Below are 22,604 nucleotides of genomic sequence, written 5' to 3' on the forward strand. Positions count from 1 at the left end.
GTTTCTCGAGAGTTGATCGGACCGCGTGTGGCGGGCCTCTACTCTCTGACGACGCAGCCGCGCCGAATGTATGTCGCGCATCAGACCCAGTGCCGGAGTTTGTCCGGATTGAGCACGATCCAGACGCGCGAGACCACGCCGTCGGCCACGTCGAACCCGATGACGCCGAACACCACGCCGTCGCGCCGCATCGCGATACCCGACAGGCCGTTGACGGGTTCGATGGACCACTCGAGGTCGGTCGACTTGGCGGTGATGCCGCAAACGAACCGAGCGACTCGATCGGATCCGAGGACGGCGTTGCGGGCCGCGGAGACGTGGCCGCCGCCGTCACTGACGAGGGCGACGTCGGGCGCGAGCACCGAGACGAGGGATGCGAGATCTCCGCCCGCCGAGGCCGACGCGAAAGCCCGCACGACGCGGTCGTGGTCGATGGGGTCGGCGACGGAGCGGTGACGGGAATGCACGTGAGCTCGTGCGGCAGAGGCGAGTTGGCGGCAGGCGGCCGGTGATCGATCCAGGACGGTGGCGATCTCGTCGAACGGGACGGCGAACGCGTCGTGCAGTACGAAGGCGACTCGCTGCGCCGGACCGAGTGACTCGAGCACGACGAGCAGCGCGAGGGTCACCGAATCCTGTTGCACTACTCGGTCGGCCGGGTCCATCGTGGTCGCGTCGCGGGAATCGGCGCCGGGGACCGGTTCCGGCAACCACTGACCGACGTAGTTCTCGCGTCGAGCGCGAGCGGAACTCAGTACGTCGAGGCAGATGCGACCTACCACTCGGGTGAGCCACGCCGCCGGGACGTCGATGGCGTCACGTTCGGCGTCGGTGAGTCGGTACCAGCGAACGAGAGCCTCGGAGGCGGCGTCTTCGGCGTCGCTGTAGGAACCCAGCATGCGGTAGCCGATTCCGATCAACCGACTGCGTTCGCTGTTCATCGGGTCAGACCCTATCTCGACACGAAAAAGCCGAGTTCGAGGTCATGGACGAAAATCCGGAGAAATCCGTCCACGACCTCGAACTCGGCGGGCAGTGCTAGACGCTGGCTACGCCCGGTGCGAGGAAGCGCTGACCGGTGGCGGCCTCGGAGGCCCCACTACGGTCGAGGTACGGAGTGATGCCGCCGTTCCAGAAGCCGAATCCGCCGCCGAGGAGCAGGCAGAGGTCGATGTCCTCGGCTGCTGCCACGACGCCCTCGTCGAGCATGATCTTGATCTCGTCGGCGATCGCGTTGCGGGTGCGCTCGAGCACCTGCTCGGCGGTCGACGGCGAATCGCCCTGCGGCCAGAGTGCGGCGACCTCGGGATCGACGACCTGGCCCTCGGGTCCGTAGGTCCACACACCCGGCTTCTTCGCCTCGACGAGTGCACGGAATCCGGCGGAGTCCTTGAATCGCTCCGGGTATGCCTCGGCGAGGGTTTCGGCAGTGTGCAGTGCCACGGCCGGTCCGACGAGTGCCAGCAACGTGAGCGGGCTCATCGGCATGCCGAGTTCGCCCACAGCGCCGTCGGCAACATCGAACGGGGTGCCCTCGTCGATGGCGCTGATGATCTCGTTCGACGCGCGAGTGACGAGACGGTTGAAGACGAATCCGGGGAGATCCGCCGACAGTACGGCCGACTTCTTGAGGGTCTTGGCCGTCGCGAATGCCGTTGCGAGAGTGGCATCGTCGGTCTTCTCACCCTTGACGACCTCGAGCAGTGGCAGGACCGCAACGGGGTTGAAGAAGTGGAAGCCCACGACGCGCTCGGGGTGCTTCAGGTCTGCAGCCATCTTGGTGATCGACAGCGACGACGTGTTGGTCGCGAGGATCGTTTCGGCAGAGACGAATTCCTCGACCTCGGCGAACACCTTCTTCTTCACGTCCAGGTTCTCGAACACGGCCTCGATGACGAAATCCGTGTTCGCGAACGCGGACTTGTCGATCGAGCCGGACACCAACGCCTTCAACCGATTTGCGGCATCGGGGGACAGGCGCTTCTTGCCGAGCAGCTTGTCGATCTCGCCGTGGACGTAGCCGACGCCCTTGTCGATGCGCTCCTGATCGATGTCGGTGAGGATCACCGGCACCTTCAGCTGCCGAACGAACAGCAGTGCCAGCTGGCTGGCCATCAGGCCGGCACCGACGATGCCGACGCCGGAGATCTTGCGCGCCAACGACTTGTCGGGTGCACCGGCGGGACGCTTGGCGCGCTTCTGCACCAGATCGAAGGCGTACAGCCCGGCGCGAAGCTCGTCCTTGACCAACAACGTGGACAGGGCCTCGTCCTCGGCCGCGAAGGCCTTGTCGAGTGAGGCCGAGTCGGTGATGTCGGTGCTCTTGGCGAGCTCGAGCAGCTCCACCGCGGCGACGGGGCCGGGGGCGAAGTTGTTGGTCTTGCCCGCGACGATGCCCTTGGCGCGGGCGATGGCGTCGTCCCAGGCCTGCCCGCGGTCGATCTCGGGTCGGGCAGGGGTGATCTCGCCCTTGACGACCTGAGCAGCCCACGCGAGGGACTGCTCGAGGAAGTCGGCTCCGCCGAAGAGCGCGTCGGCGATACCGAGGTCGAGTGCCTGCTGCGGCTTGAGGACGCGGTTCTGGTTCAGTGCGTTCTCGATGACGACGGTGACGGCGTTGGAGGCTCCGATGATGTTGGGCAGCAACTGAGTTCCACCCCATCCCGGCACCAGGCCGAGGAAAGCCTCGGGAAGACCGAGTGCGGCAGCGTTCTCCGCGACGGTCCGGTAGTGCGAGTGCAGTCCCACTTCGAGGCCACCACCGAGTGCGGCACCGTTGATGAAGGCGAACGTCGGAACGGTCGACTCGCGCAGGCGTCGGAAGACCTTGTGACCGAGCTGCCCGATCTGCAGCGCCTCGTCCTTGGTCTTGATGTTCGGCACACCGTTGAGGTCGGCACCGACGGCGAAGATGAATGGCTTACCGGTGACGGCGATGGCAACCGGGTTCGCTGCGAATGCCTCGTCGAGGGCGGCGTCGAACTTGGCCAGTCCACCGGGACCGAAGGTCGACGGCTTGGTGTGATCGAAGCCGTTGTCCAAGGTCACCAGGGCGATGGAGCCGTCGAGCCCCGGTACGGAGACAAGCTTCGTGAACGCGTTCGTGACTACCTCGTCGCTGAACGCTGTGGTGATGTCGCTCATGCCTTCGCTCCTGAATAGTCAGCGTGGTTGGGGTTCTCCCAGATGACGGTGCCGCCCATACCGAGACCGATGCACATGGTCGTCAGGCCGTACCGGACGTCGGGCTGCTGAGCGAACTGGCGGCTCAGCTGCGTCATCAGGCGGACGCCCGAGGATGCGAGGGGGTGGCCACACGCGATGGCCCCGCCCCACTGGTTGACGCGTGGGTCGTCGTCGGCGATGCCGTAATGCTCGAGGAAGGCGAGCACCTGGATGGCGAAGGCCTCGTTGATCTCGAACAGGCCGATGTCGTCGATGCTCAATCCCGTTCGGCCGAGGAGCTTTTCGGTCGCGGGGACCGGTCCGATGCCCATGACGGCCGGGTCGACGCCGGCGAAGCTGAAGCCGACCATGCGCATGCCGATGTTCAGGCCGAGTTCGTGCGCGGTGTCCTCGCCGGCCAGGATCGCGGCGGTGGCGCCGTCGTTGAGTCCTGCCGCGTTGCCTGCGGTCACGCGACCGGCGGGCCGGAACGGCGTCTTGAGCTTGGCGAGGTCCTCGACGGTGGTGCCGGGGCGAGGCGGCTCGTCCTCGGTGGCCAGGCCCCATCCTGCGGCGGACTTGGTGGCGACGGGCACGAGAGTGTCGGCGATGAAGCCGGCCTTCTTGGCCGCGTCGTACTTGTTCTGGCTGGCGACGGCGTACGCGTCGGTGCGGTCCTTGGTGATGCTCGGGAACCGGTCGTGCAGATTCTCGGCGGTGTTGCCCATCACCAGCGCGCTGGGATCGACCAGCTTGTCGGCGAGGAAACGCGGGTTGGGGTCGACGCCTTCACCCATCGGGTGGCGGCCCATGTGCTCGACGCCACCGGCGATCACGACGTCGTACTGGCCGAAGCCGATGCCCGAGCCGGTGGTGGTCACCGAGGTCATCGCGCCTGCGCACATGCGGTCGATGGCGAATCCGGGGACGCTGCGGGGGAGGCCGGCGAGCAGTGCGGACGTACGGCCGATGGTCAGGCCCTGGTCACCGGTCTGCGTGGTCGCGGCGATCGCGACCTCGTCGATGCGCTCGGGAGGGAGGTTGGGGTTCTTGCGAAGGAGTTCGCGGATTGCCTTGACGACGAGGTCGTCTGCGCGAGTGTCGGCGTACATGCCCTTGGGGCCTGCTTTGCCGAACGGGGTACGGATGCCGTCGACGAAGACAACATTCCTCTGTGAGCTGGTGGACGCGGGTACAGACACGCTTTTCGATCCTCCCGACAGATGCGGACGACTCGCCCGGGTGCCCGGACGCGACCCCTACTGTAGCGGGTATTACCCGTCGGTAACTTGGGAAGGGTGCAGTGCCTTCGTCAGTACCGGCACCACCAGCGTTCGCTGCCAGGGCCGGGCCCCGCCGTCGGCCAGTCGGGCCTCGATCAGCTCGGCCGGGTCGACGTCGGGATCGACCGGACTCTGCCAATCCCACACCAGGCGGCGCAGCAGATCCGGCATCAACAGATTCTCGACCGGCACCGACACCGATTCGCTGAGCTCGGTCATCGCGGCTCGTACGTCGGCGAGTCGCGCTGCTGCATCGGGATCGCGGCGAGCCCACCGATTGACCGGGGGTGGACCGTCGAAAGACGCTGCCATCGAGGGCAGTTCGGATGTCGGGAGCGCCCGCGCACGGGTCAGGGCCGAGGCCCACAATCGGGACGATCTGCGCTGACGTGGACCGCCGAAGACCGGTAGCTGCTCGAGCTCGCGCGCGGATTTCGGGTCCGCCGTTGCGGCCGCCACGATGGCCGAGTCGGGCAACACCCGGCTCGGTGCCACGTCACGCTTGGCCGCCAGTTCGTCTCGGGTGCTCCACAATTCGCGAACGGCAGCAAGAGTGCGGGGAGACTTGATCGCATGGATCCCCGATGTCCGACGCCACCTGTCGGTCTTGGGTTTGGGTGGCCCGAGGGTGAGGATGTGGGCGAATTCCTGTGCGGCCCATTCGGTTTTGCCCTGCTGTTCGAGCTCTTCGGCCATTGCGTCGCGCAGTTCGAGCAGAACCTCGACGTCGAGTGCTGCGTAGTTGAGCCAGGTGTCGGGTAGCGGCCGGGTGGACCAATCGGCCGCTCCGTGGCCTTTCTGCAAGGCCAGTCCGAGGGTGCGTTCGACGATGGCTCCGAGCCCCACCCGATCGAATCCGGCGAGGCGGCCTGCGAGTTCGGTGTCGTAGAGCGTGGCGGGTACCAGGCCGAGTTCGGCGAGTCCCGGCAGGTCCTGATCGGCGGAGTGCAGTACCCACTCGAGCGGGTTGATCACCTCGGCGAGCGGAGCGAGGTCGCCGGTGACCGGGATCGGATCGAGCAGAACCGTGCCTGCGCCGCGGCGACGGAACTGCAGGAGGTAGGCGCGCTGGGAGTAGCGGAAGCCCGACGCACGTTCGGCGTCGACGGCGAGCGGGCCGTGACCCGATGCGAGAAGGGCGGCAGCCGCGCGCACGGCGTCCGGCGTGTCGACCACGTCGGGTACGCCGTCAGCCGGGGCCAGTAGCGGAACGGCGACAGGCTCGTTCGCCTCGTCGTCCGGCGTGGTCTCGGGAGAACTCTCGGCTGACATGAGATGTGACTCTAAGCCCTGCGGGTGGAAGGACCGCCCACTATGTCCGGCTGGAACTGCGCTGGCCGAGGGTGGTGATGCCCGCGGGCGGCAAACCGGCGGCGTAGGCGAGCACCTCGCAGAACGCCTCGACGTGCGTCGAGAGGTCCTCGGACGTGGCCGTCCACGAGGCGCGTAGTTCGAGCTGGTGGGCCTTGGGTGGCCCGGCGATGTCGCCGTAGCGCACCGAGCTGGTCGAGGTGACCGTGCCGCCCAGTGCGTTGAGCGGTTCCGACCGCGACTCCAGTGCGTCGACCAGCCAACTCCAGCCGACCTCGGGGAGCAGAGGATCGTCGGCGAGGGATTCGTCCACGTCCGCTTGGATGTACGCGACCAGTCGGAGGGTGCCGTTCCAGGCTTCGGCACCGTCGGGGTCGTACAGCAGGATCAGGCGGCCGAAGGCGTCGCCGTCGCTCTGTTCGTCGATCTGGTCGGATTCCGGATGCTTGACCTCGGCCCCGATCGCGTAACTGTAGGGGGCGAGTCGCTGCGGCGGCCGGATCGGACCGATTTCGATCGCCGGGTGTACCTGAGCCCGATGCATCGCGTCGATGGCGGCGCGGAACGGCGCAGGTTCGGCGGTGGATTGGGGTTCGGTCACGTCACCGGACGTTAGACGCGTCACGTTGCCTGGACGCGGAGGCGCGCCGGGCCGTGATGCAACCGAAGTCGGTGTGTCGCCCTTGATGGCAGGAGCTTTCCTCGCGCGTGGCAGCATGGAACCCGATGAACGCCGAACCGCACGCCACAGCCCCCGCCCGTCGAGAACTCCCGGACGCGCCGTTCCTGGCCGCGATCGCAGGTCGAGCTCCCTCGCGTCGGCCGGTGTGGTTCATGCGCCAGGCCGGTAGATCGCTGCCGGAGTACCGCAAGATTCGCGCCGGCATCGGCATGTTGGATTCGTGCTTCCGACCCGACCTCGTGGCCGAGATCACCCTGCAACCTGTGCGTCGGCACGACGTGGATGCGGCAATCCTGTTCTCGGACATCGTCGTTCCGCTCAAGGCCGCCGGTATCGATCTCGACATCGTCGCAGGCACCGGGCCGGTCGTCGCGCAGCCGGTGCGGTCGGCTGCCGATGTGGCCGCACTGCCGATCCTGACTTCGGATCAGGTGGAGCCGGTGGCCGATGCGGTGCGGATCCTCACCCGTGAGCTCGCCGGTACACCGCTAATCGGTTTCGCGGGCGCACCGTTCACCCTCGCGTCGTATCTGGTCGAGGGCGGCCCGAGTCGTAATCACGAGAAGACCAAGGCTCTTATGCGGTCCGATCCGGCGACCTGGCACGCCCTGCTCGACGCACTGGCCACCACGACGATCACCTTCCTGCAGGCTCAGCTCGCCGCAGGCGTCGACGCAGTGCAGGTGTTCGACTCCTGGGCGGGTGCGCTGTCGCTCGCCGACTACCGCGAGTACGTGCTGCCGCATTCGACGCGCGTGTTCGACGCCGTGTCCTCGGCCGGTGTACCCAAGATCCACTTCGGCGTCGGAACCGGCGAGTTGCTCGGGGCGATGGGTGAAGCCGGTGCCGACGTCGTCGGTGTCGACTGGCGAATCCCACTCGACGACGCCGTGCATCGCGTGGGCGGCGGCAAGGTGCTGCAGGGAAATCTCGACCCGGCGGTGCTGTTCGCGGGCTGGGATGCGGTCGAGGCCGAAGTTCGACGCATCACCGCCGAGGCGGATCGCGCGCTGGCGGCCGGTGCTCGCGGACATGTGTTCAACCTGGGCCACGGAGTGCTCCCCGACACCGATCCGGAGATTCTGACCCGGGTGGTCTCGCTGGTGCATTCGTTGTGACGGTTCGGCGGTACGCCGTGGTCGGCGGCGGAATCTCCGGCCTCGTCGCGGCGTATCGCCTTCGACAGTCCTGCGGACCGGACGCTGAGATCACTCTCGTCGAGGCCTCGTCGCGGATCGGCGGCACGCTGCGCACCACCGCAGTCGGCACGGACTCGCTCGACGTCGGTGCGGAGGCATTCATCGGTCGACGTCCGGAAGTGCCGGCTCTGCTCGCCGAGCTGGGCCTGTCGGATCAGCTGGTGCACCCCTCGTCGGCGCGTCCGCTGGTCTACTCCGGCGGACGAACACACGCGCTTCCTCTCGGCACCCTGATGGGCATCCCGTCGTCCGCCGAGTCGGTACGGGATCTGGTGGACCCCGAAGACCTGCACTTCATCGAGACCGAGACCGCGCGGCCCTTCGCATGGACCGCGGGTTCGGACGTGAGTGTGGCCGATCTCGTGGGCAGCCGGTTCGGCTCCCAGGTGGTCAGCCGTTCGGTCGACCCGTTACTCGGCGGCGTGTACTCCGGCTCGGCGAGCTCCATCGGCGTCCGCGCGGCACTGCCCACATTGGCTGCCGCGTTGGACGGTGGAGCAGCCAACCTGACCGAGGCAGTGCTGGCAGCGCTGCCCACCCCGTCGCCGGGGCCGGTGTTCGGCGGGCTGCGCGACGGTTACGCGGTGTTGCTCGATGCCCTCGTCGCTGCAACCGATGCCCGGACGGTGGTCGGTGCAGGCGTCGGTGAAATCCGCCGCGAGTCCGGCGGATGGTTCGTCGACGGCGTCGGACGCGTCGACGGCGTGGTGCTGGCGGTCCCTGCGCCGATTCTCGGTCGGCTCATCGCCGAGGTGGCGCCCGCGGCGTCGCAGGCCGCGCGGAACATCGATCTCGCGTCCTCGGTCGTCGTCGCGCTCGCTTTTCCCAAGACGACCGAGCTGCCGCAGAATTCGGGAATCCTGGTGGCCACCGACGCGGGCTTGGATGTGAAGGCATTTACCCTGTCGAGCCGCAAGTGGCCGCATCTGGAGGAGCGTGACGCGGTACTGCTGCGGGCCTCGCTCGGCCGTTTCGGTGACACGACGGCGTCGGACCGATCCGACGCGGAGTCGATCCAGATCGCACTCGCGGATCTCGCGACAGTGGCGAACATCGATGCGCAGCCGCTCGCTGCGACTGTGCAGCGCTGGCCGGGAGGCCTGCCGCAGTACGCGTCGGGGCACCTCGATCGCGTCGCCGCCATCGAGGCAGGAGTCGCCGACCTACCCGGTCTCGAGGTCACCGGTGCCTGGCAGCGCGGTGTCGGGGTGCCCGCGTGTATTGCGTCCGCCACCACCGCTGCCGCCCGTCTGATCGAAGTGGCACGATAGGGCCATGGCACGCCTCGATTACTCAGCGCTCAACTCGACTCTTCGCTACTTGATGTTCTCGGTCTACAAGGTCACGCCCGGCGTTCTCGGCGAGGATCGGGCCGCGGCCGCCAAGGAAGCGAAGGTGTTCTTCGAAGGTCGTGAAGACAAGGGTGTCGCGGTGCGCGGGGTCTACGACATCGCCGGTATGCGCGCCGACGCCGACTTCATGGTGTGGACGCACGCCGAGCGCATCGAGGACCTCCAGGCGACGTACTCCGATTTCCGTCGCACCACCGCGCTGGGCAAGGCGAGTACTCCGGTGTGGAGCAACACCGCGCTGCATCGCCCCGCCGAATTCAACAAGAGCCATGTCCCGGCCTTCATCGCCGGCGAGGATCCGGGCGCGTACATCTGCGTCTACCCGTTCGTCCGCTCGATCGATTGGTACCTGCTGCCCGACGACGAGCGTCGCACGATGCTCGCCGATCACGGCAAGGCCGCACGCGACTACAAGGACGTGCGGGCGAACACCGTGCCGTCGTTCGCACTCGGCGACTACGAGTGGATCCTGGCCTTCGAGGCCCCGGAGCTCGATCGCATCGTGGACCTGATGCGCGACCTGCGGGCCACCGAGGCGAGGCGTCACGTGCGCGAGGAGACCCCGTTCTTCACCGGCCCTCGGGTCGAGGTGGACGCGCTCGTCGAATCCCTGCCGTGACGACGACGGGCGCACCCGCGATCGAGGCCGTTCTGTTCGACTTCTCGGGCACGTTGTTCAGGCTCGAGGAACATCCCTCCTGGTTCGACGGGATCAACGACGCCGACGGCACCCCCGTCGACGGTGCGGGAGCGGCGGAACTGATGCGCCGTATGACGGCACCGGTGGGGGAGACGGTCGAGTTCGACGACGCGACGCGTCATGCGTGGCGAAACCGAGACCTCGATCCGGCCCTGCACCGGCAGGCCTATCTGCATGTGCTCGCGCAGTCCGGTGTCACCGATCCGGTGCACGCAGAATCCGTCTACGGTCGCGTGATCGACGCAGATTCTTGGACGCCGTACCCGGATACCGAAGGAGTGCTGAAAAAGCTTGCTGCCGAATCGATTCGGATCGGTGTCCTGAGCAACATCGCATTCGACATCCGTCCCGCGTTCGTCGATCGCGGTCTCGACAGGTTCGTCGACGAATTCGTGCTCTCGTTCGAGGTCGGTCACGTCAAGCCGCAGCCCGAGATCTTCCGGCACGCAGTGACGGCGTTGGGTGTGGACCCCGCGGTGACGCTGATGGTGGGCGACAGCGACGAGGCCGACGGTGCGGCACGAGAGATCGGATGCCACTTCGCTCTCGTCGATCCGGCGCCGACGTCGCAGCGCCCCGATGCACTATTGAAGGCGCTGCGCGAGTTCGGAATTCGATGACCGGAGTGGTTCGATGACCGGAGTGGTTCGATGACTGGCGTGGCCGGCGTCCAGCACATGGGCCACTGGGGCATGTTCCGCGCCGAGTCGGACGGACGCGATGTCACTGCAGTCCATCCCCAGTCGACGGACAGCAATCCCTCCCCGGTGTTGGGCAACCTCGTCGGTTCGGTGACTCATCGGTCCCGTGTCACGTCACCGGCGGTGCGCCGGGGCTGGCTCGAGCACGGGCCGGGGCCGACCGACACCCGTGGCAGCGACGAGTTCGTCGACGTCTCGTGGGACGAGCTCACCGATCTGCTGGCAGGCGAATTACACAGAGTCGTCGACGCATTCGGCAACAAGGCCATCTACGGCGGGTCGTACGGGTGGGCGAGTGCCGGACGCTTCCATCACGCGCAGAGTCAGGTGCATCGCTTTCTCAACTGCATCGGCGGTTACACGCGATCGGTCCACAGCTACTCACTGGGCGCGACCGGGGTCATCATGCCGCACGTCCTCGGTGCGCATTGGAAGATGTTCTCGCGCTCCACCTCCTGGAACGTGATCGCCGCACACACCGAGTTGTTGGTGGCGTTCGGCGGAGTTCCGGTGAAGAACACCGGCATCAATCACGGCGGTACGTCGGATCATCCGACCGTCGATTCGCTCGACGCGATGCGCGCCCGCGGTGGGCAGATCGTCACCGTGAGTCCGCTCCGCAACGACATGAACGGCGACGCGCGCTGGATCGCCCCGCGGCCCGGTACCGACGTGGCGATGATGCTGGCTCTGGCTCACGTGCTTGCCGACGAAAAGCTGCACGACACAGAGTTTCTGGAGAAGTACTGCCAGGGCTACCCCGAGTTCGAGCGATATCTGCTCGGCATCACGGACGGAATTCCCAAGACACCGCAGTGGGCGTCGGCGATCTGCGGCATCGAGGCCGCCGTGATCGCGGAACTCGCCCGGGAGATGGCGTCGAAACGCACGATGGTGACGGTCACCTGGTCGCTGCAGCGGACGCGACACGGTGAGCAGGCCCCGTGGATGGGCGTGACACTCGCGGCGATGCTGGGCCGGATCGGCGTTCCGGGTGGGGGATTCGGGCACGGCTACGGGTCGATGAACGAGCCGGGTCTGGCACCGGTTCCGTATCCGTTGCCGACCTTGCCGCAGGGTGTCAATCCCGTTCCCGACCTGATTCCGGTCGCCGCGGTCTCGGACATGCTGCTGAATCCCGGTGCCGAATTCGACTACGACGGTAGGCGATTGACCTATCCCGATATCAAGATCGTCTATTGGGCCGGCGGAAATCCGTTCCACCACCACCAGGATCTGGGGCGGCTGCGTCGCGCTCTCGGTAGGCCCGACACCGTCGTTGTGCACGACCCGTATTGGACACCGATGGCCAAGCACGCCGACATCGTCGTCCCGTCGACGACGTCGTTGGAACGATCGGATCTGAGCTGCACACGCAACGATCCCTTGCTCGTCGCGATGGAGCCGGCCGCCCCGCGGTACGCGGACTCCCGCGACGACTACGACACGTTCGCGGAGTTGGCTACGAAACTCGGTGTGGGTCGACAGTTCACCGAGGGGCGTAGCTCGCAACAGTGGCTCGAGCATCTGTACGAGCAGTGGCGCGGATATCTGCGCGCCGGGGGTGTCGCTACGCCGGAGTACGACAATTTCCGTCGCGAGGGTTCGTTTCGGATGAAGACTGAGGACGATCTGACGTTCTTCGAGGATTTTCGACGCGACCCGGTGGGCAACGCTCTGCGCACCCCCAGTGGAAAGATCGAAATCTTCTCGGCGACCGTGGCGGGGTTCGACTACGAGGACTGCCGTGGGCATCCGATGTGGTTCGAGCCGCAGGAATGGCTCGGTGGACCACGCGCCCAGCAGTTTCCGTTGCATCTGATCGCCAACCAGCCGCGCACCAGGCTGCACAGTCAGCTCGATCACGGTGCGGTGAGCCGTAACTCGAAGATCGAGGGTAGAGAGCCGATACGAATGCACTCGTCGTCGGCCGGGGCCAGGGGAGTGTCGGACGGTGACGTCGTACGGGTGTTCAACGACCGCGGCTCGTGCCTGGCCGGTGTGGTTGTCGACGACGCGATGCTGGAATCGGTCGTTCAGTTGTCCACCGGGGCCTGGTACGACCCGCTCGATCCGGCAGATCCCGATTCGATGTGCGTACACGGCAGCGTGAACGTGCTCACCGCGGACGAGGGCTCGTCGGCGCTCGCGCGCGGCTGCACCGGCCAGCACGTGCTGGTGGAGATCGAACGCTACGACGAGCCGTTGCCGCCGATCACCGCGTTCGATCCACCTGCTCGGTCCGAGGTCAGAACACGACCCGAGAGATGATCTCGGCGACCAGGGCCGGCTTGTCCTCGCCCTCGATCTGCAACGTTCCTGCTGTCACCATCTGTAGCGCCCCGCCCGATACCTCTTCGACGGAGACGAGGGTGGTCTGCAGGCGCACGTGAGCGCCCACCTTCACCGGGTTGATGAAGCGAACCTTGTTGGAGCCGTAGTTGATTCCGAGCTTGGTGTTCTCGATGGTGTAGATCTGCCAGTTGAGCATCGACACCAGGGACAGGCTCAGAAATCCGTGGGCGATGGGTGCGCCGAACGGGCTCTCCTTCTTCGCCCGCTCGACGTCGACGTGGATCCACTGGTGATCGCCCGTGGCGTCGGCGAAGGTGTTGACCCGTTCCTGGGTGATCTGCAGCCAGTCACTGGTGCCGAGGTCTTCCCCGACGGCTGCTTTGATCTGCTCTGGTGAGGTGAAAGTGCGCATGCTCACAGTATGCACCGTCGTAGTAGGACGCTCGAAGGTGAACGAGCGCGGCGCGCGATGTTCGGCTTCGTTGTCGGTCTGCTGAATTCAGGCCGTACAGCGCGACGCGAACGGAAAAGCGGCGATCAGATTGTCCTGGATTTCCGTCAGATTCGGGACCGGTCGATATTCGCTGCGAAGCTGCGCGATCTTGTCGTGATCGCGCGCGAGGTCCGACGAATGCTGAACTGCTTCTCGGTCGAAAACGGAGTAGTAGTCGTCGAATTTGTATCCGTTGCCGCCGATATCCTGCGTCAGCTCTATCCACGCGTTGGGGATGCCGAAGGAGTCAGCGACGATCAAGCCGTGCAGACTCGTGGACATCACGAAGTCACATGCGGTGATGTCGGCGATGACCTTGGCCGGCTTTCGGGACGGGTCGATCAACGTCACGTTCTTTTCTCGCGCAAGCGCGAGCACTACGGGATCCTTCTTGTGCACCCAGTGGTAGACAAGACCGATTCGACCAGGTACCCGCGGGGAGCGTGAATAGACCCTGTTCGCCAACAGCCCGGGGTCCCCGACCGCGACCTTGCGCGCGGACTTGATGCGATTCGATGACAGATGCCCGCGCACAGCGTAGAAGTCGAATTCGGGGTAGCTGAAGTCTTTTTCGTGGGCAGTCTCGCTGAGCATGAATCCCGAACCCCAGACCTTGAGATCCTTCCGCGCCTGCATGAGCTGGACCATTTCGAGAGTGGAACCTGCCCCGATCATGTCGCTTCGCTTCGCACGACGCCAGGAACATTTCTGCCCGAACAGTGATTTCACCAGTTCGGGCGTCAATTCGTCGCCGAAATTGGGTCTGACGCCGGTGAGTTTTACCTGACGCCACCAGAATGTTTTGATCGAAGTGGCCATGACGGCAAATTTACCTTATGCATAGGTAATCAAAGGTAAATTTGCCGGTCTGGGCTCCATTTCGACGAATCTGTAGCTCGTGGCGCGTTCAGCGCGGCGACATCCGAGCGTCCTGTCCGATCAGGATGCGGGCTTGAGCGTCAACGAGATCGAGTTGATGCAGTACCGCTGATCGGTCGGGGTGGGGTAACCCTCACCCTCGAAGACGTGCCCGAGGTGGCTGTGGCAGCTGCGGCAGACGACCTCGACTCGGCGCATTCCCAGCGTGGTGTCTTCCTTCAGGATGACGGCGTCGCTGTCGGCCGGGTCGAAGAAGGACGGCCAGCCGCAGTGAGACTCGAACTTCTCGGTGCTGCGGAACAATTCGGCTCCGCAGGCGCGGCACTCGTAGATACCTTCGGTGGTGGTGTCGGTGTATTCGCCCACGCCGGGGCGTTCGGTGCCTGCCTGCCGCAGCACCGCGTACTCCTCGGGGGTCAGCTTCTCGCGCCACTGTGCGTCGGTGAGCTGGACGGCCGGGGCGGAATTGTTGTCGGTTGCTGAACTCATGCTCACACGCTAATACGATTTGTCGGGCTATGCCGTTTTCGCAGGTGGAGCGCTCGGCAGCAGGTAGCTCGGTTCGATTCCGTCGTCGAGTCGTCCTTCGCTTCGGGCGGCGAAATAGCGTCCGACGAGCACGCCGAAGATGACGACGATGAGCAGGGCCCAGCCGAAAGTGGTGCGCAGGTAGTCCAAGGCGCGCCCGGTTTCGATCCAGCGACCCGACAGCCATCGGTCGTAGTTCATGAACCCGTAGATCGCGAGCCAGGCGGGCCAGTTGCGCAGCAGCGAGTTCTTCAGCACGACGGTCATCAGCAGCGGGAACAGCATCATGGAGTAGTACATCTGACCCAGCGAGCCCAACAGCCAGTGTGCGGTGAGGATCAAGCCCGAGGTGGTCGCGAAGAAGAACAGGCGGTCCTCGCGGCAGTATCGGTAGAGCAGCCACAGTGAGATCAGAACCATGATTCCCAGGACCGCTCGGATTCCGAGGGTGAGGAGTTCGGGAACACCGTAGTACCGGCCGTTACCGACGACGGCGCTGTTGAAGTAGTCGCGGGTCTGCAGCAGATACGGCAGTGTCCGGTCGATGAAGTTCATCGGATCCACCGACAGCGGCCAGGCGATGGCCATCATCACGACGGGGATGGCGATCGAGGTGATGAAGACCTTCCATTGACGCGTCATCAGCGGAAGCAACAGCAGCGGGGCGAGCATCGGCTTGATCGCCAGAGTCAGCCCCATGGCGACGCCGGCCGACAGGTCCTTGCGCTGGAGGAGGAACCCGAGGAAGGCGACCTCGCCGAGGAGTACGAAGCCGTTGAAGTTGGTGAACACCAACGTGTTGGTCACCGTCTCGCTGACGAAGGCGGCGAGCAGCAGCGCGGGGGCCGCGACCGAATCGAGCCGGAATCCGAAGATGCGCAACAGGATGTACAAGGCCAGCAGTATCGCGACCGTGCTGGCGATGATGAACAGCCAGCGGGATCGCTCGGGGTCGATGACGGCGATGGGGGAAAGCAGCATCGTCGCGCTCGGTTGATACAGGTAGTGCGGATCGACCGAGTCGAAGTTCGCCGTGTACACCGGCTGGCGGTTGAGGAATGCCAGGGCGGCGCTGTACACCGGGTTGAAATCGTTGGTGATGTCTCCGTTGACCGCTTTGATCACCACGCGCTGGATGACGGTCATGATGGCGATCGGCCACAGGGCGTACTTGATTACCTCGGCGGTCGTCCGCCCTGACCGCGGCTCCAGAAAGCTAAGTGACACCCGGGAACGGTACCCGAGGCGCTGACCGTACCGGCGAAGGACACCCCGCGATGTGTACCCGACTCAGGCGGGGCAGACGGTGCCGTCGGTCGGAAGCGCGGTGTCGCGTGCGTAGTTCACCGCGGCGCCCTGCAGACACTGAGATCCGCCCAGACTCGGATGTCCGCTGCCCTGCCACGCGGCCGAGGCGACGGCCGCTCCGGTTGCCCCGACCAACCCGGTGACCGAGGACAGCCCGCCGTTGCCGACGATCGGGTCGCCTGCGTTGGCCAGCACCAACACCGGGACGTCCAGAGAGGTGGGCAGCGGAGTCGACGGAGCAGTCGGCCAGGACGAGCACAGTAGAGCCGTCAGGGCAGCGTCGGTGCCGTAGATCGGATAGCGGTCGTTCCACTGCGACGACAGGTCGCGAACGCCCTGCGGCGACGGCCACTGTTGGCCGTCCGTGCACCGGGACACGAACTGACCGTCGGTGCCGTAGGCGTTCCGACCCCGCTCGGCGAGCGCTGCCAGCGCGGTGGTGTCGGACCCGGCGGCCGAGGACAGGGCGGTGGAGAGCCCGGTGGCGCGGGACGACGCGTCGCCTGCGGTGGATGCCAGGGCGAAGGTGATGCCGTCGAGAATCTCGTGCGTGGACAGCGGCGAGAATTCGCCACCGGCGGCGCGTAGGAGCAGCTGGGTGACGGTCGCCGTCGGATCGCTGCCGAGGGAGCAGTTCAGCGCGACGCATCGCTGCGCGAACGCTGCGAAGGCTGCTTCCTTGCCCTGTGTCCGTTGCTCGGCCAACGTGATCTGGTCGGCGCCGACTCCGGTCGGTGAATCGAGGATCAGACGCGAGATGTTGGCCGGAAACTTCGCTGTGTAGGCCAACGCGGTGAGTGCGCCGTTGCCCGATCCGATCAGGCCTATCTGTTCCACACCCCAGAGTTGCCGCAGGCGCTCCAGATCGTCCGCCGCGTAGGTGGTTCCGAACGCGAGTTCCTGCGGTTGCAACGTGTCGGTGCACTCGATCGTGGCGTCACGACCGGCGTCGACGGCGCGGTCGACCGTGTCGGCATCGGATCTGGTGAACTGCCCCAGCGCGTCGACCTCAGTTTTGGTCTCTGCGTCGATGCAGTCCACGGCAGTGGATCGGCCGATGCCGCGTCGATCCACCGCGACGATGGGATGAGCCTCGAGCAGTGTCGCGAGCGGGCCTGCGGCCATCGTGGCCAACGTGGCTGTCGAGGACCGATCCGAACCGGACGTCAGCACCAGCGGTCCCGCGTCGGCGGGCGTTCTGTCCAGCCGCGCTCGCAACGCGCCGACGGCGAACGTGCCGAACATCTGTCCACTCGCATCGACGTCGGCTTCGTATTCTGCGCATTCGAGTGTCAGGCCGGGAGTGGTGGCGGTGAGCCCGAACGTCCCGAGTGTGGCTGCAGTGCAGTCGGCCCAGGCCAGATCGGTGGCCGGAACGGCAAGTGCGACCGGTTCCGGTGGCGCTTCTGCCGAGGACTCGGCGGGCTGACCGGGGGAGCGTTGTTCCACCGCGACGTCGGGTCGGATCGACGGGCCGGCACCACAGGCCGCGCACATCGTGGCGAGGACGAGGACCGCGGCGAGCAACGTTGATTTCTGCGTCACCGTGCGAGGCTATCGACTTTTCGATCGATGCCGGGCCGCGCAGTGCTCATGGCCGACGCACCCAGCGCGTGAGCAGCGTTCCGTCGGCATCGCCCAGAACGTGTACCCGGTGCATCGGCGCGTCGGCGGCGTCGGATGCGTGGGCGATACGACCCGCCTCGCCGGCGACCAACATCGGCGAGATCGTCAGACACAGATCGTCCGCCGCCCCGTCGGACACGAGCTGTCCGAACAGTCCCGGTCCGCCCTCGCACAGGATGCGGCGAAATCCGAGGTCGCTCAGTGTCGCGACGATGTCGCCGGTCGAGACCGATTCGCCGGTCACCTCGATCACCGTCGCTCCTGCTGCCCGAAGCGCGGCCACCTTCGAGCCGTCCGCCGCCGCCGAGGTCAGCACCACCGGCTGCACTTCGGTGTCGGTGATCAATCGAGAGTCCGCGTCGATCGAACCGGAGGCGGTGACCACGACGATCGTCGGAACCGGTGCCAGCCCGGCCGCTACTCGACGTGCCTTCGCTTCGGTGGACAGCGAGACGCCGCCGTAGTTCTCGGCGCGCGCGGTTCCGGCACCGACCAGGACGGCGTCGCACAGTTCTCGCAGGATGCCGAACAGGCGGGCGTCGGCGGGGGTTCCCAGGCCCGCCGACTTACCGTTCGCGGTCACCGATCCGTCGATGCTGGCGACGAAGTTCGTGCGAATCCACGGTCGGTCCACGTCGGTGGGATACGCGTGCAGGGCGCGGACGGCATCGTCGTCGAGTGTCGATCCGACGCTGGGCACGGACTCGGGTGCCTGCTCCGATGTGAAGTAGGTCCCAATATGGAGAAGCTGCATGAGAGAGATCAGACCACGTCGTTACGCTCGGCAAATGCCCGCACGCCTTGTCGACCGAAATCCCGTGGTTCCATCCGATCAGCTGATCGCGCAGATGGTCCCGCCGGCGATGTTCGACGACGTCAGTTTCTCGTCGTACATTCCCGACCCCAAGGAGCCGACGCAGGCTGCTGCGGTTGCGAAGGCCGAGGAGTTCGCGAGCAAGGTGCAGAAGATCCGCGGCAAGGGCAAGCGCGGTCTCTTCGGTAAGAAGACCCCGGCCATCGGTGCAGGCCTGTACCTCGACGGCGGCTTCGGTGTCGGCAAGACTCACTTGCTTGCGTCGATCTATCACAGCGTTCCCGAGCCCAAGGCGTTCGGCACGTTCGTCGAACTCACCCACGTGGTCGGTGCTCTCGGCTTCAACAAGGCACTCGAGGAACTTTCGAGCCACAGCGTGCTGTGCATCGACGAGTTCGAGCTCGACGATCCCGGCGACACGATGTTGGTCTCGCGGTTGCTCTCCGAGCTCTCGCAGCGCGGGGTATCCATCGTCGCGACGTCCAACACCCTGCCCGGGCAGCTCGGTGAGGGGCGCTTCGCCGCCGAGGACTTCATGCGGGAGATCAAGAAACTCGGCTCCATCTTCGAGTCCATCCGGGTCGACGGTCCCGACTACCGCCACCGCGATCTACCTCCGGCTCCCGAGCCCACCTCGGAGTCCGAGCTGATCGACCGCGCCGATACCGTCGAGGGTGCAACCCTGGACGATTTCGACGAGCTGCTGGCGCATCTGAGCACGTTGCACCCCTCCCGCTACGGCAAGTTGCTCGACGGCATTCCGGCAGTGTTCCTGAAGAACGTGCACCCGGCATCGGATCAGGCCATCGCTCTGCGCCTGGTGGTCCTCGCCGACCGCCTGTACGACGCGGGCATCCCGGTGACGGCCTCGGGCGGCAAGCTCGACGAGATCTTCACCGAGGAGATGCTGGCCGGCGGTTACCGCAAGAAGTACCTGCGCGCCACCTCGCGTCTGCTGGCACTGTCTCGTTTCGCTGCAGTCGGCTGAGCGGTCGTCACAGCCTCACCTGCATGACGTAATCGTCGTGCGTCTGGACGCCGACGACGAACGTCTTGGTGCCCACGATCTCGAATCCGTGTTTGGCGTAGAACTTCTGCGCCCGCACGTTCTGCTGGTTGACGCCCAACCATGCTGTCGCACAACCGGAATGGCGAGCATGGTCGAGTGACGACGACATCAATCGCCCCGCGGCCCCGCTGCCGTGCTGGGTCGGCTGCACGTAGAGCTTGCTTACTTCTATGGTCGGCTCGGGCGAGAGTGTCGCGCGAATTCCGGGGTCCGCAGGCGGCCCGGACACGAGCATCGCGTAGCCCACGACGTCGGCATCGGCTGTCTCGTCGATCAGCACCGTTCTGGCCGCGTCGGCGATGTAGTTCTCGAAGTGCTCGGCCGACAACACGTTCGAAACGAACTGCTCGATGTCCTCGGGTCGGGTTCCCGGCGGGCAGGCGAGGGGAAAGGTCGACGCGGCCACCTCGGCGACGCGACGTGCATCGGCACGTGCTGCCACGCGCACGGTCACAGCAGATCGACCGCGTTCTTGGCATCGCGCAACGACAGCCCGGTTCGGTCGCGCAGCAGTTTGATGGCAGAGATCGCCTTACCCTCGGATTTCAGTGACTGCAGTCGCGGGATCAGATCGTCCCAGGGTGTCGGACCGGATTGTGCCGCGTCGACGATGGTGGCGGAGGACGGAAACGGCTCGCCGCGCTGGACGCTCTCGATCGCGTTCTTCGCGTCGGCGAGTCCGGCACCCGTTCGTTCACGAAAGACCTTGATGGCCTGAACCTTCTTGTTCGCGGCCAGTAGCGAATGAATGTCTGCGCGGGCGCTCTCGTCGAGACCGATGAGCCTGATGTTGCGCGAGGTCTCCGGGGACGAGCCCGGCTTCTTGCGGGCCAACAGCCACGCCGCGAGCACTGCAGCGTCGACGAGGACCAACGCCACGATGAACCATCCCCAGGTCGGCATGCCTTAGTAGACCACTTCAGCGCGACGGGTCGAAGAGCGGGACGACAACCGACGAATCGGGCGTCGGGGCACCGAACAACGAGGCGGCTCCGGCAAGGGTTTTCGTCGCTGCGTCGTACTTCATCGGAGCGAGGTCGTGGCCCGCGCCCTCGATGTCGACGAGCTCGGTGGGGGCCGGCACGAGCGCGAGCGCAGCGCTCAATTCGGTCGTGGTGCCGAACGGATCCTTCGTGCCGTGCACCACCACCGTCGGTGTTCGAAGTTCGGGAAGGTGTTGTGTACGAGCCTTGTCCGGCTTGCCCGGCGGGTGCAGGGGATAGGAGGTCAGGACGAGTCCGTCGACGAGACCCGGTCGCTCGGCCGCGATCATCGAGCCCTGCCTGCCACCGTAGGAATGCCCACCGAATGCGATGAATCCAGAGGTCTCGGCGCGGAGGCGGTCGACCGCCGACGCGATTCCGAGCCGATCCTCGGCCGCCCTCGACGGGTGCGGCGGCCCCTTGGGTTTGCGTACTCGAAACGGAAGGTCGAAACGCAGGACCGTGAATCCGGCTGCCGCCCATACCGACGCGATGCGCTGCAGCAGCGGCGACTCGCAGTTGCCGCCCGCACCGTGCGTGAGAGCGAGGCCGCCTCGTGACGGTATGGAGGGTGTGTGCAGAAATGCGACGCCCCCGCCGAGATCGATGTCGGCGGGGGCGTCGGGACCATCGAGTTCAGGCATCGTTCGAGGACGTTACCTTTTCCTGGGTGTCGGCGTGATCGGTGTCAGCAGAGCCGCCGGAGTCGGTGGAGTCCCGGTCATCGGCGTCCACCATCTCGCCGTTGTCGTCGACCATGTCCGCGAAGGCGGTTCCGGCGACGGTGCCGTTGGTTCCCGGCAGTGCGACGGTGGGCCGGGCACCGGGTCGATAGCGATCGTCGAGGCCCTCCACGGACTTCTTCGCCTCCTCCAGGGTGGCGTCGTCGACTGTGGGTTCGCTCTGAGCATCGTCCGACACGTGTGTGTCCTTCCATCGAAGTGTGTGCGTCGTCTCCACTGTGCACTTCTATGGCGCGAATCACCACAATTGATTCGTGAAGCACAAAAAAGACCCCCTCGAAAGGGGGCCTGATTTGTCTTGCTGTGGTGCGCGATACTGGGATTGAACCAGTGACCTCTTCCGTGTCAGGGAAGCGCTCTCCCGCTGAGCTAATCGCGCGTGTCCTCGCAACGGTCTTGCGACCGATGCACTAGCGAGGTGGAGACGGGAATCGAACCCGTGTGCACGGCTTTGCAGGCCGTTGCCTCACCACTCGGCCACTCCACCATGGGTCGAGACCCTCGAGCGGATGACGGGATTCGAACCCGCGACCCTCACCTTGGCAAGGTGATGCGCTACCACTGCGCCACATCCGCATACCCCGGAGGCGCTCACTGCTGGGCAGTTGTTGTCTCCGTGGTGCGGGGAAAACATTAACCCAACGGGAGTGAAACTCACAAATCTCGTGGTCAGCCCCGGAATTCGAACGATCGGCGCTGTGAAAGATGTGAAAGCAGAGGCGATGGGAGCCCTGCGAAGGCAGTCCGTGGACGAATTCGGTGATCGGGCAGGCGATTCGGTTCGTCGCGGCACCTCGTGTTAATGTTTTGCCTCGTTCGGTCCCGTGGCTCAGTGGGAGAGCGTCCGCTTCACACGCGGAAGGTCGCTGGTTCGATCCCAGCCGGGACCACAGAAAAGAAGGCCCGCACCGCCCGTCGGTGCGGGCCTTCTTGCGTTCGAGGCCGGTAGCCTGAGCCGGTGAGCACCGAAGAATCGAAGCCGCAGGCCGTCGCCGACCAGGGTCCGATGGACACAGCAAAGGTGAAGCACCGTCGCTTCCGGGCGCGCATCGCCGAGAACAAGTCCCTCGATCTCGCGTACCGAATCACGGTCGGTGTCGTCGGAGCAGTGGTGTTGGTGCTGGGTGTACTCGCCATTCCCTACCCGGGGCCCGGCTGGTTGATCGTGTTTGCCGGCCTGGGCATCCTGGCGTCGGAATTCGCCTGGGCCAAGAGTGCGCTGCGGTTCGTCCGCAAGAGATACGACGCATTCATGGCGTGGTTCTCGAAGCAATCGATGTTCGTCAAGGGTCTCGGAGTTCTGTTCACCACGGTCGTCGTGCTGGCCACGCTGTGGCTGCTCGGCACGTTCGCGTTGGTCGGGGGCTGGATCGGACTCGAGTGGACGTGGCTCGAGAGCCCGATCTGACGTCACCCGTCGCGCTGAGGCCAATCGAGTGGACCGTTGCCGATAGGCTGTCGGAGGCCTTCCTG

General features: G+C 65.7%; 22 protein-coding genes and 4 tRNA genes. 8 read left to right on the top strand and 18 right to left on the bottom strand.

Going from position 1 to position 22,604, the window contains the following annotated elements:
* Positions 1-80: 80 nt before the first annotated feature.
* The 5 genes from sigJ to R3P95_RS02645 form a co-directional block, all read right to left on the bottom strand.
* On the bottom strand, positions 81-941 hold the full coding sequence (sigJ, locus tag R3P95_RS02625; protein WP_317547239.1) for an RNA polymerase sigma factor SigJ: 861 nt from the start codon (positions 939-941) through the stop codon (positions 81-83).
* A 97-nt stretch (positions 942-1,038) separates the two neighbouring features.
* Positions 1,039-3,144 carry a 3-hydroxyacyl-CoA dehydrogenase NAD-binding domain-containing protein gene (locus R3P95_RS02630; RefSeq protein WP_269594211.1) on the bottom strand — a complete coding sequence of 702 codons (2,106 nt, stop codon included), beginning with the start codon at positions 3,142-3,144 and terminating at the stop codon, positions 1,039-1,041.
* A complete protein-coding gene (locus R3P95_RS02635) occupies positions 3,141-4,367 on the bottom strand; it encodes a thiolase family protein (protein ID WP_068050622.1) in 1,227 nt (408 codons plus the stop codon). Before R3P95_RS02635 ends, R3P95_RS02630 begins: the two co-directional genes overlap by 4 nt.
* 72 nt (positions 4,368-4,439) lie before the next feature.
* Entirely contained in the window at positions 4,440-5,720 is a 1,281-nt protein-coding gene (locus R3P95_RS02640; RefSeq protein WP_094688727.1) for an HRDC domain-containing protein, read from the bottom strand.
* Between the two features lie 40 nt (positions 5,721-5,760).
* Complete coding sequence (locus R3P95_RS02645; protein ID WP_149405878.1) at positions 5,761-6,360, bottom strand: DUF3000 domain-containing protein; 600 nt, start codon at positions 6,358-6,360, stop codon at positions 5,761-5,763.
* Between the two features lie 125 nt (positions 6,361-6,485).
* Between R3P95_RS02645 and hemE the strand changes: the two genes are divergently transcribed.
* Genes hemE through R3P95_RS02670 form a run of 5 tightly spaced genes read left to right on the top strand, consistent with a single transcriptional unit; the run spans position 6,486 to position 12,664 of the window.
* Positions 6,486-7,559, top strand: coding sequence for a uroporphyrinogen decarboxylase (hemE, locus tag R3P95_RS02650; RefSeq protein ID WP_269594247.1), 1,074 nt, complete (start codon positions 6,486-6,488; stop codon positions 7,557-7,559).
* A complete protein-coding gene (locus R3P95_RS02655; protein WP_317547241.1) occupies positions 7,556-8,911 on the top strand; it encodes a protoporphyrinogen oxidase in 1,356 nt (451 codons plus the stop codon). Before hemE ends, R3P95_RS02655 begins: the two co-directional genes overlap by 4 nt.
* Positions 8,912-8,915: 4 nt before the next feature.
* Positions 8,916-9,611 (top strand): hydrogen peroxide-dependent heme synthase, encoded by a 696-nt coding sequence (gene hemQ / locus R3P95_RS02660; protein ID WP_032397941.1) that lies wholly within the window; start codon positions 8,916-8,918, stop codon positions 9,609-9,611.
* Positions 9,608-10,312: an HAD family hydrolase gene (locus R3P95_RS02665; protein WP_317547242.1), complete on the top strand. Its 705-nt coding sequence runs from the start codon at positions 9,608-9,610 to the stop codon at positions 10,310-10,312. Before hemQ ends, R3P95_RS02665 begins: the two co-directional genes overlap by 4 nt.
* A 30-nt stretch (positions 10,313-10,342) precedes the next feature.
* Positions 10,343-12,664 carry a molybdopterin-dependent oxidoreductase gene (locus tag R3P95_RS02670; RefSeq protein WP_317547244.1) on the top strand — a complete coding sequence of 774 codons (2,322 nt, stop codon included), beginning with the start codon at positions 10,343-10,345 and terminating at the stop codon, positions 12,662-12,664.
* Here the strand turns inward: R3P95_RS02670 and R3P95_RS02675 are convergent.
* The 6 genes from R3P95_RS02675 to R3P95_RS02700 form a co-directional block, all read right to left on the bottom strand.
* Positions 12,642-13,100 carry a MaoC family dehydratase gene (locus tag R3P95_RS02675; protein ID WP_045195371.1) on the bottom strand — a complete coding sequence of 153 codons (459 nt, stop codon included), beginning with the start codon at positions 13,098-13,100 and terminating at the stop codon, positions 12,642-12,644. The two genes, R3P95_RS02670 and R3P95_RS02675, sit on opposite strands and share 23 nt — an antisense overlap.
* Positions 13,101-13,187: 87 nt before the next feature.
* A complete protein-coding gene (locus tag R3P95_RS02680; RefSeq protein ID WP_317547245.1) occupies positions 13,188-14,000 on the bottom strand; it encodes a polysaccharide pyruvyl transferase family protein in 813 nt (270 codons plus the stop codon).
* 120 nt (positions 14,001-14,120) lie between these two features.
* The gene (msrB, locus tag R3P95_RS02685) at positions 14,121-14,549 is read right to left on the bottom strand and encodes a peptide-methionine (R)-S-oxide reductase MsrB (protein WP_068050608.1); all 429 of its coding nucleotides are present in this window, start codon (positions 14,547-14,549) and stop codon (positions 14,121-14,123) included.
* Positions 14,550-14,576: 27 nt separating this feature from the next.
* Positions 14,577-15,815 (bottom strand): glycosyltransferase family 87 protein, encoded by a 1,239-nt coding sequence (locus tag R3P95_RS02690; RefSeq protein ID WP_068050607.1) that lies wholly within the window; start codon positions 15,813-15,815, stop codon positions 14,577-14,579.
* A gap of 63 nt (positions 15,816-15,878) precedes the next feature.
* On the bottom strand, positions 15,879-17,441 hold the full coding sequence (locus R3P95_RS02695) for an alpha/beta hydrolase (protein ID WP_317547246.1): 1,563 nt from the start codon (positions 17,439-17,441) through the stop codon (positions 15,879-15,881).
* Between the two features lie 46 nt (positions 17,442-17,487).
* Positions 17,488-18,276 carry a pyrimidine reductase family protein gene (locus R3P95_RS02700; protein WP_269594204.1) on the bottom strand — a complete coding sequence of 263 codons (789 nt, stop codon included), beginning with the start codon at positions 18,274-18,276 and terminating at the stop codon, positions 17,488-17,490.
* Positions 18,277-18,310: 34 nt separating this feature from the next.
* Here R3P95_RS02700 and zapE point away from each other — a divergent pair, with 34 nt between their 5' ends.
* Positions 18,311-19,324, top strand: a complete 1,014-nt coding sequence (gene zapE, locus R3P95_RS02705; RefSeq protein ID WP_094641984.1) for a cell division protein ZapE — start codon at positions 18,311-18,313, stop codon at positions 19,322-19,324.
* Between the two features lie 7 nt (positions 19,325-19,331).
* Here the strand turns inward: zapE and R3P95_RS02710 are convergent, their stop codons facing one another.
* From R3P95_RS02710 to R3P95_RS02740, 7 genes are all read right to left on the bottom strand, one after another.
* Positions 19,332-19,859 (bottom strand): GNAT family N-acetyltransferase, encoded by a 528-nt coding sequence (locus R3P95_RS02710; protein ID WP_317547247.1) that lies wholly within the window; start codon positions 19,857-19,859, stop codon positions 19,332-19,334.
* Positions 19,856-20,308, bottom strand: a complete 453-nt coding sequence (locus tag R3P95_RS02715) for a hypothetical protein (protein ID WP_094641980.1) — start codon at positions 20,306-20,308, stop codon at positions 19,856-19,858. The genes R3P95_RS02710 and R3P95_RS02715 overlap by 4 nt, the downstream gene beginning before the upstream one ends.
* A 16-nt stretch (positions 20,309-20,324) precedes the next feature.
* Complete coding sequence (locus tag R3P95_RS02720) at positions 20,325-21,032, bottom strand: alpha/beta hydrolase family protein (protein WP_317547248.1); 708 nt, start codon at positions 21,030-21,032, stop codon at positions 20,325-20,327.
* Complete coding sequence (locus tag R3P95_RS02725) at positions 21,025-21,309, bottom strand: hypothetical protein (protein ID WP_317547249.1); 285 nt, start codon at positions 21,307-21,309, stop codon at positions 21,025-21,027. Before R3P95_RS02725 ends, R3P95_RS02720 begins: the two co-directional genes overlap by 8 nt.
* A 126-nt stretch (positions 21,310-21,435) precedes the next feature.
* A tRNA-Val gene (locus tag R3P95_RS02730) sits at positions 21,436-21,510 on the bottom strand.
* A gap of 37 nt (positions 21,511-21,547) precedes the next feature.
* Positions 21,548-21,618: transfer RNA gene (locus R3P95_RS02735), tRNA-Cys, on the bottom strand.
* A gap of 17 nt (positions 21,619-21,635) precedes the next feature.
* Positions 21,636-21,707: transfer RNA gene (locus R3P95_RS02740), tRNA-Gly, on the bottom strand.
* Between the two features lie 242 nt (positions 21,708-21,949).
* Between R3P95_RS02740 and R3P95_RS02745 the strand changes: the two genes are divergently transcribed.
* A tRNA-Val gene (locus R3P95_RS02745) sits at positions 21,950-22,021 on the top strand.
* Positions 22,022-22,137: 116 nt separating this feature from the next.
* On the top strand, positions 22,138-22,539 hold the full coding sequence (locus R3P95_RS02750; RefSeq protein WP_317547326.1) for a TIGR02611 family protein: 402 nt from the start codon (positions 22,138-22,140) through the stop codon (positions 22,537-22,539).
* The last annotated feature ends 65 nt before the right edge of the window (positions 22,540-22,604 follow it).

This window comes from Rhodococcus cercidiphylli, from assembly GCF_033042225.1.
GTDB lineage: Bacteria > Actinomycetota > Actinomycetes > Mycobacteriales > Mycobacteriaceae > Rhodococcoides.

Excerpts from the sequence above, each read along its gene's own strand:
- sigJ (WP_317547239.1), bottom strand. The coding sequence starts at position 941 with ATGAACAGCGAACGCAGTCGGTTGATCGGAATCGGCTACCGCATGCTG.
- R3P95_RS02680 (WP_317547245.1), bottom strand. The coding sequence starts at position 14,000 with ATGGCCACTTCGATCAAAACATTCTGGTGGCGTCAGGTAAAACTCACC.
- R3P95_RS02670 (WP_317547244.1), top strand. The coding sequence starts at position 10,343 with ATGACTGGCGTGGCCGGCGTCCAGCACATGGGCCACTGGGGCATGTTC.
- R3P95_RS02700 (WP_269594204.1), bottom strand. The coding sequence starts at position 18,276 with ATGCAGCTTCTCCATATTGGGACCTACTTCACATCGGAGCAGGCACCC.
- zapE (WP_094641984.1), top strand. The coding sequence starts at position 18,311 with ATGCCCGCACGCCTTGTCGACCGAAATCCCGTGGTTCCATCCGATCAG.
- R3P95_RS02640 (WP_094688727.1), bottom strand. The coding sequence starts at position 5,720 with ATGTCAGCCGAGAGTTCTCCCGAGACCACGCCGGACGACGAGGCGAAC.
- R3P95_RS02750 (WP_317547326.1), top strand. The coding sequence starts at position 22,138 with ATGGACACAGCAAAGGTGAAGCACCGTCGCTTCCGGGCGCGCATCGCC.
- R3P95_RS02720 (WP_317547248.1), bottom strand. The coding sequence starts at position 21,032 with ATGCCTGAACTCGATGGTCCCGACGCCCCCGCCGACATCGATCTCGGC.
- R3P95_RS02630 (WP_269594211.1), bottom strand. The coding sequence starts at position 3,144 with ATGAGCGACATCACCACAGCGTTCAGCGACGAGGTAGTCACGAACGCG.
- msrB (WP_068050608.1), bottom strand. The coding sequence starts at position 14,549 with ATGAGTTCAGCAACCGACAACAATTCCGCCCCGGCCGTCCAGCTCACC.
- R3P95_RS02675 (WP_045195371.1), bottom strand. The coding sequence starts at position 13,100 with ATGCGCACTTTCACCTCACCAGAGCAGATCAAAGCAGCCGTCGGGGAA.
- hemQ (WP_032397941.1), top strand. The coding sequence starts at position 8,916 with ATGGCACGCCTCGATTACTCAGCGCTCAACTCGACTCTTCGCTACTTG.
- R3P95_RS02715 (WP_094641980.1), bottom strand. The coding sequence starts at position 20,308 with ATGCCGACCTGGGGATGGTTCATCGTGGCGTTGGTCCTCGTCGACGCT.
- hemE (WP_269594247.1), top strand. The coding sequence starts at position 6,486 with ATGAACGCCGAACCGCACGCCACAGCCCCCGCCCGTCGAGAACTCCCG.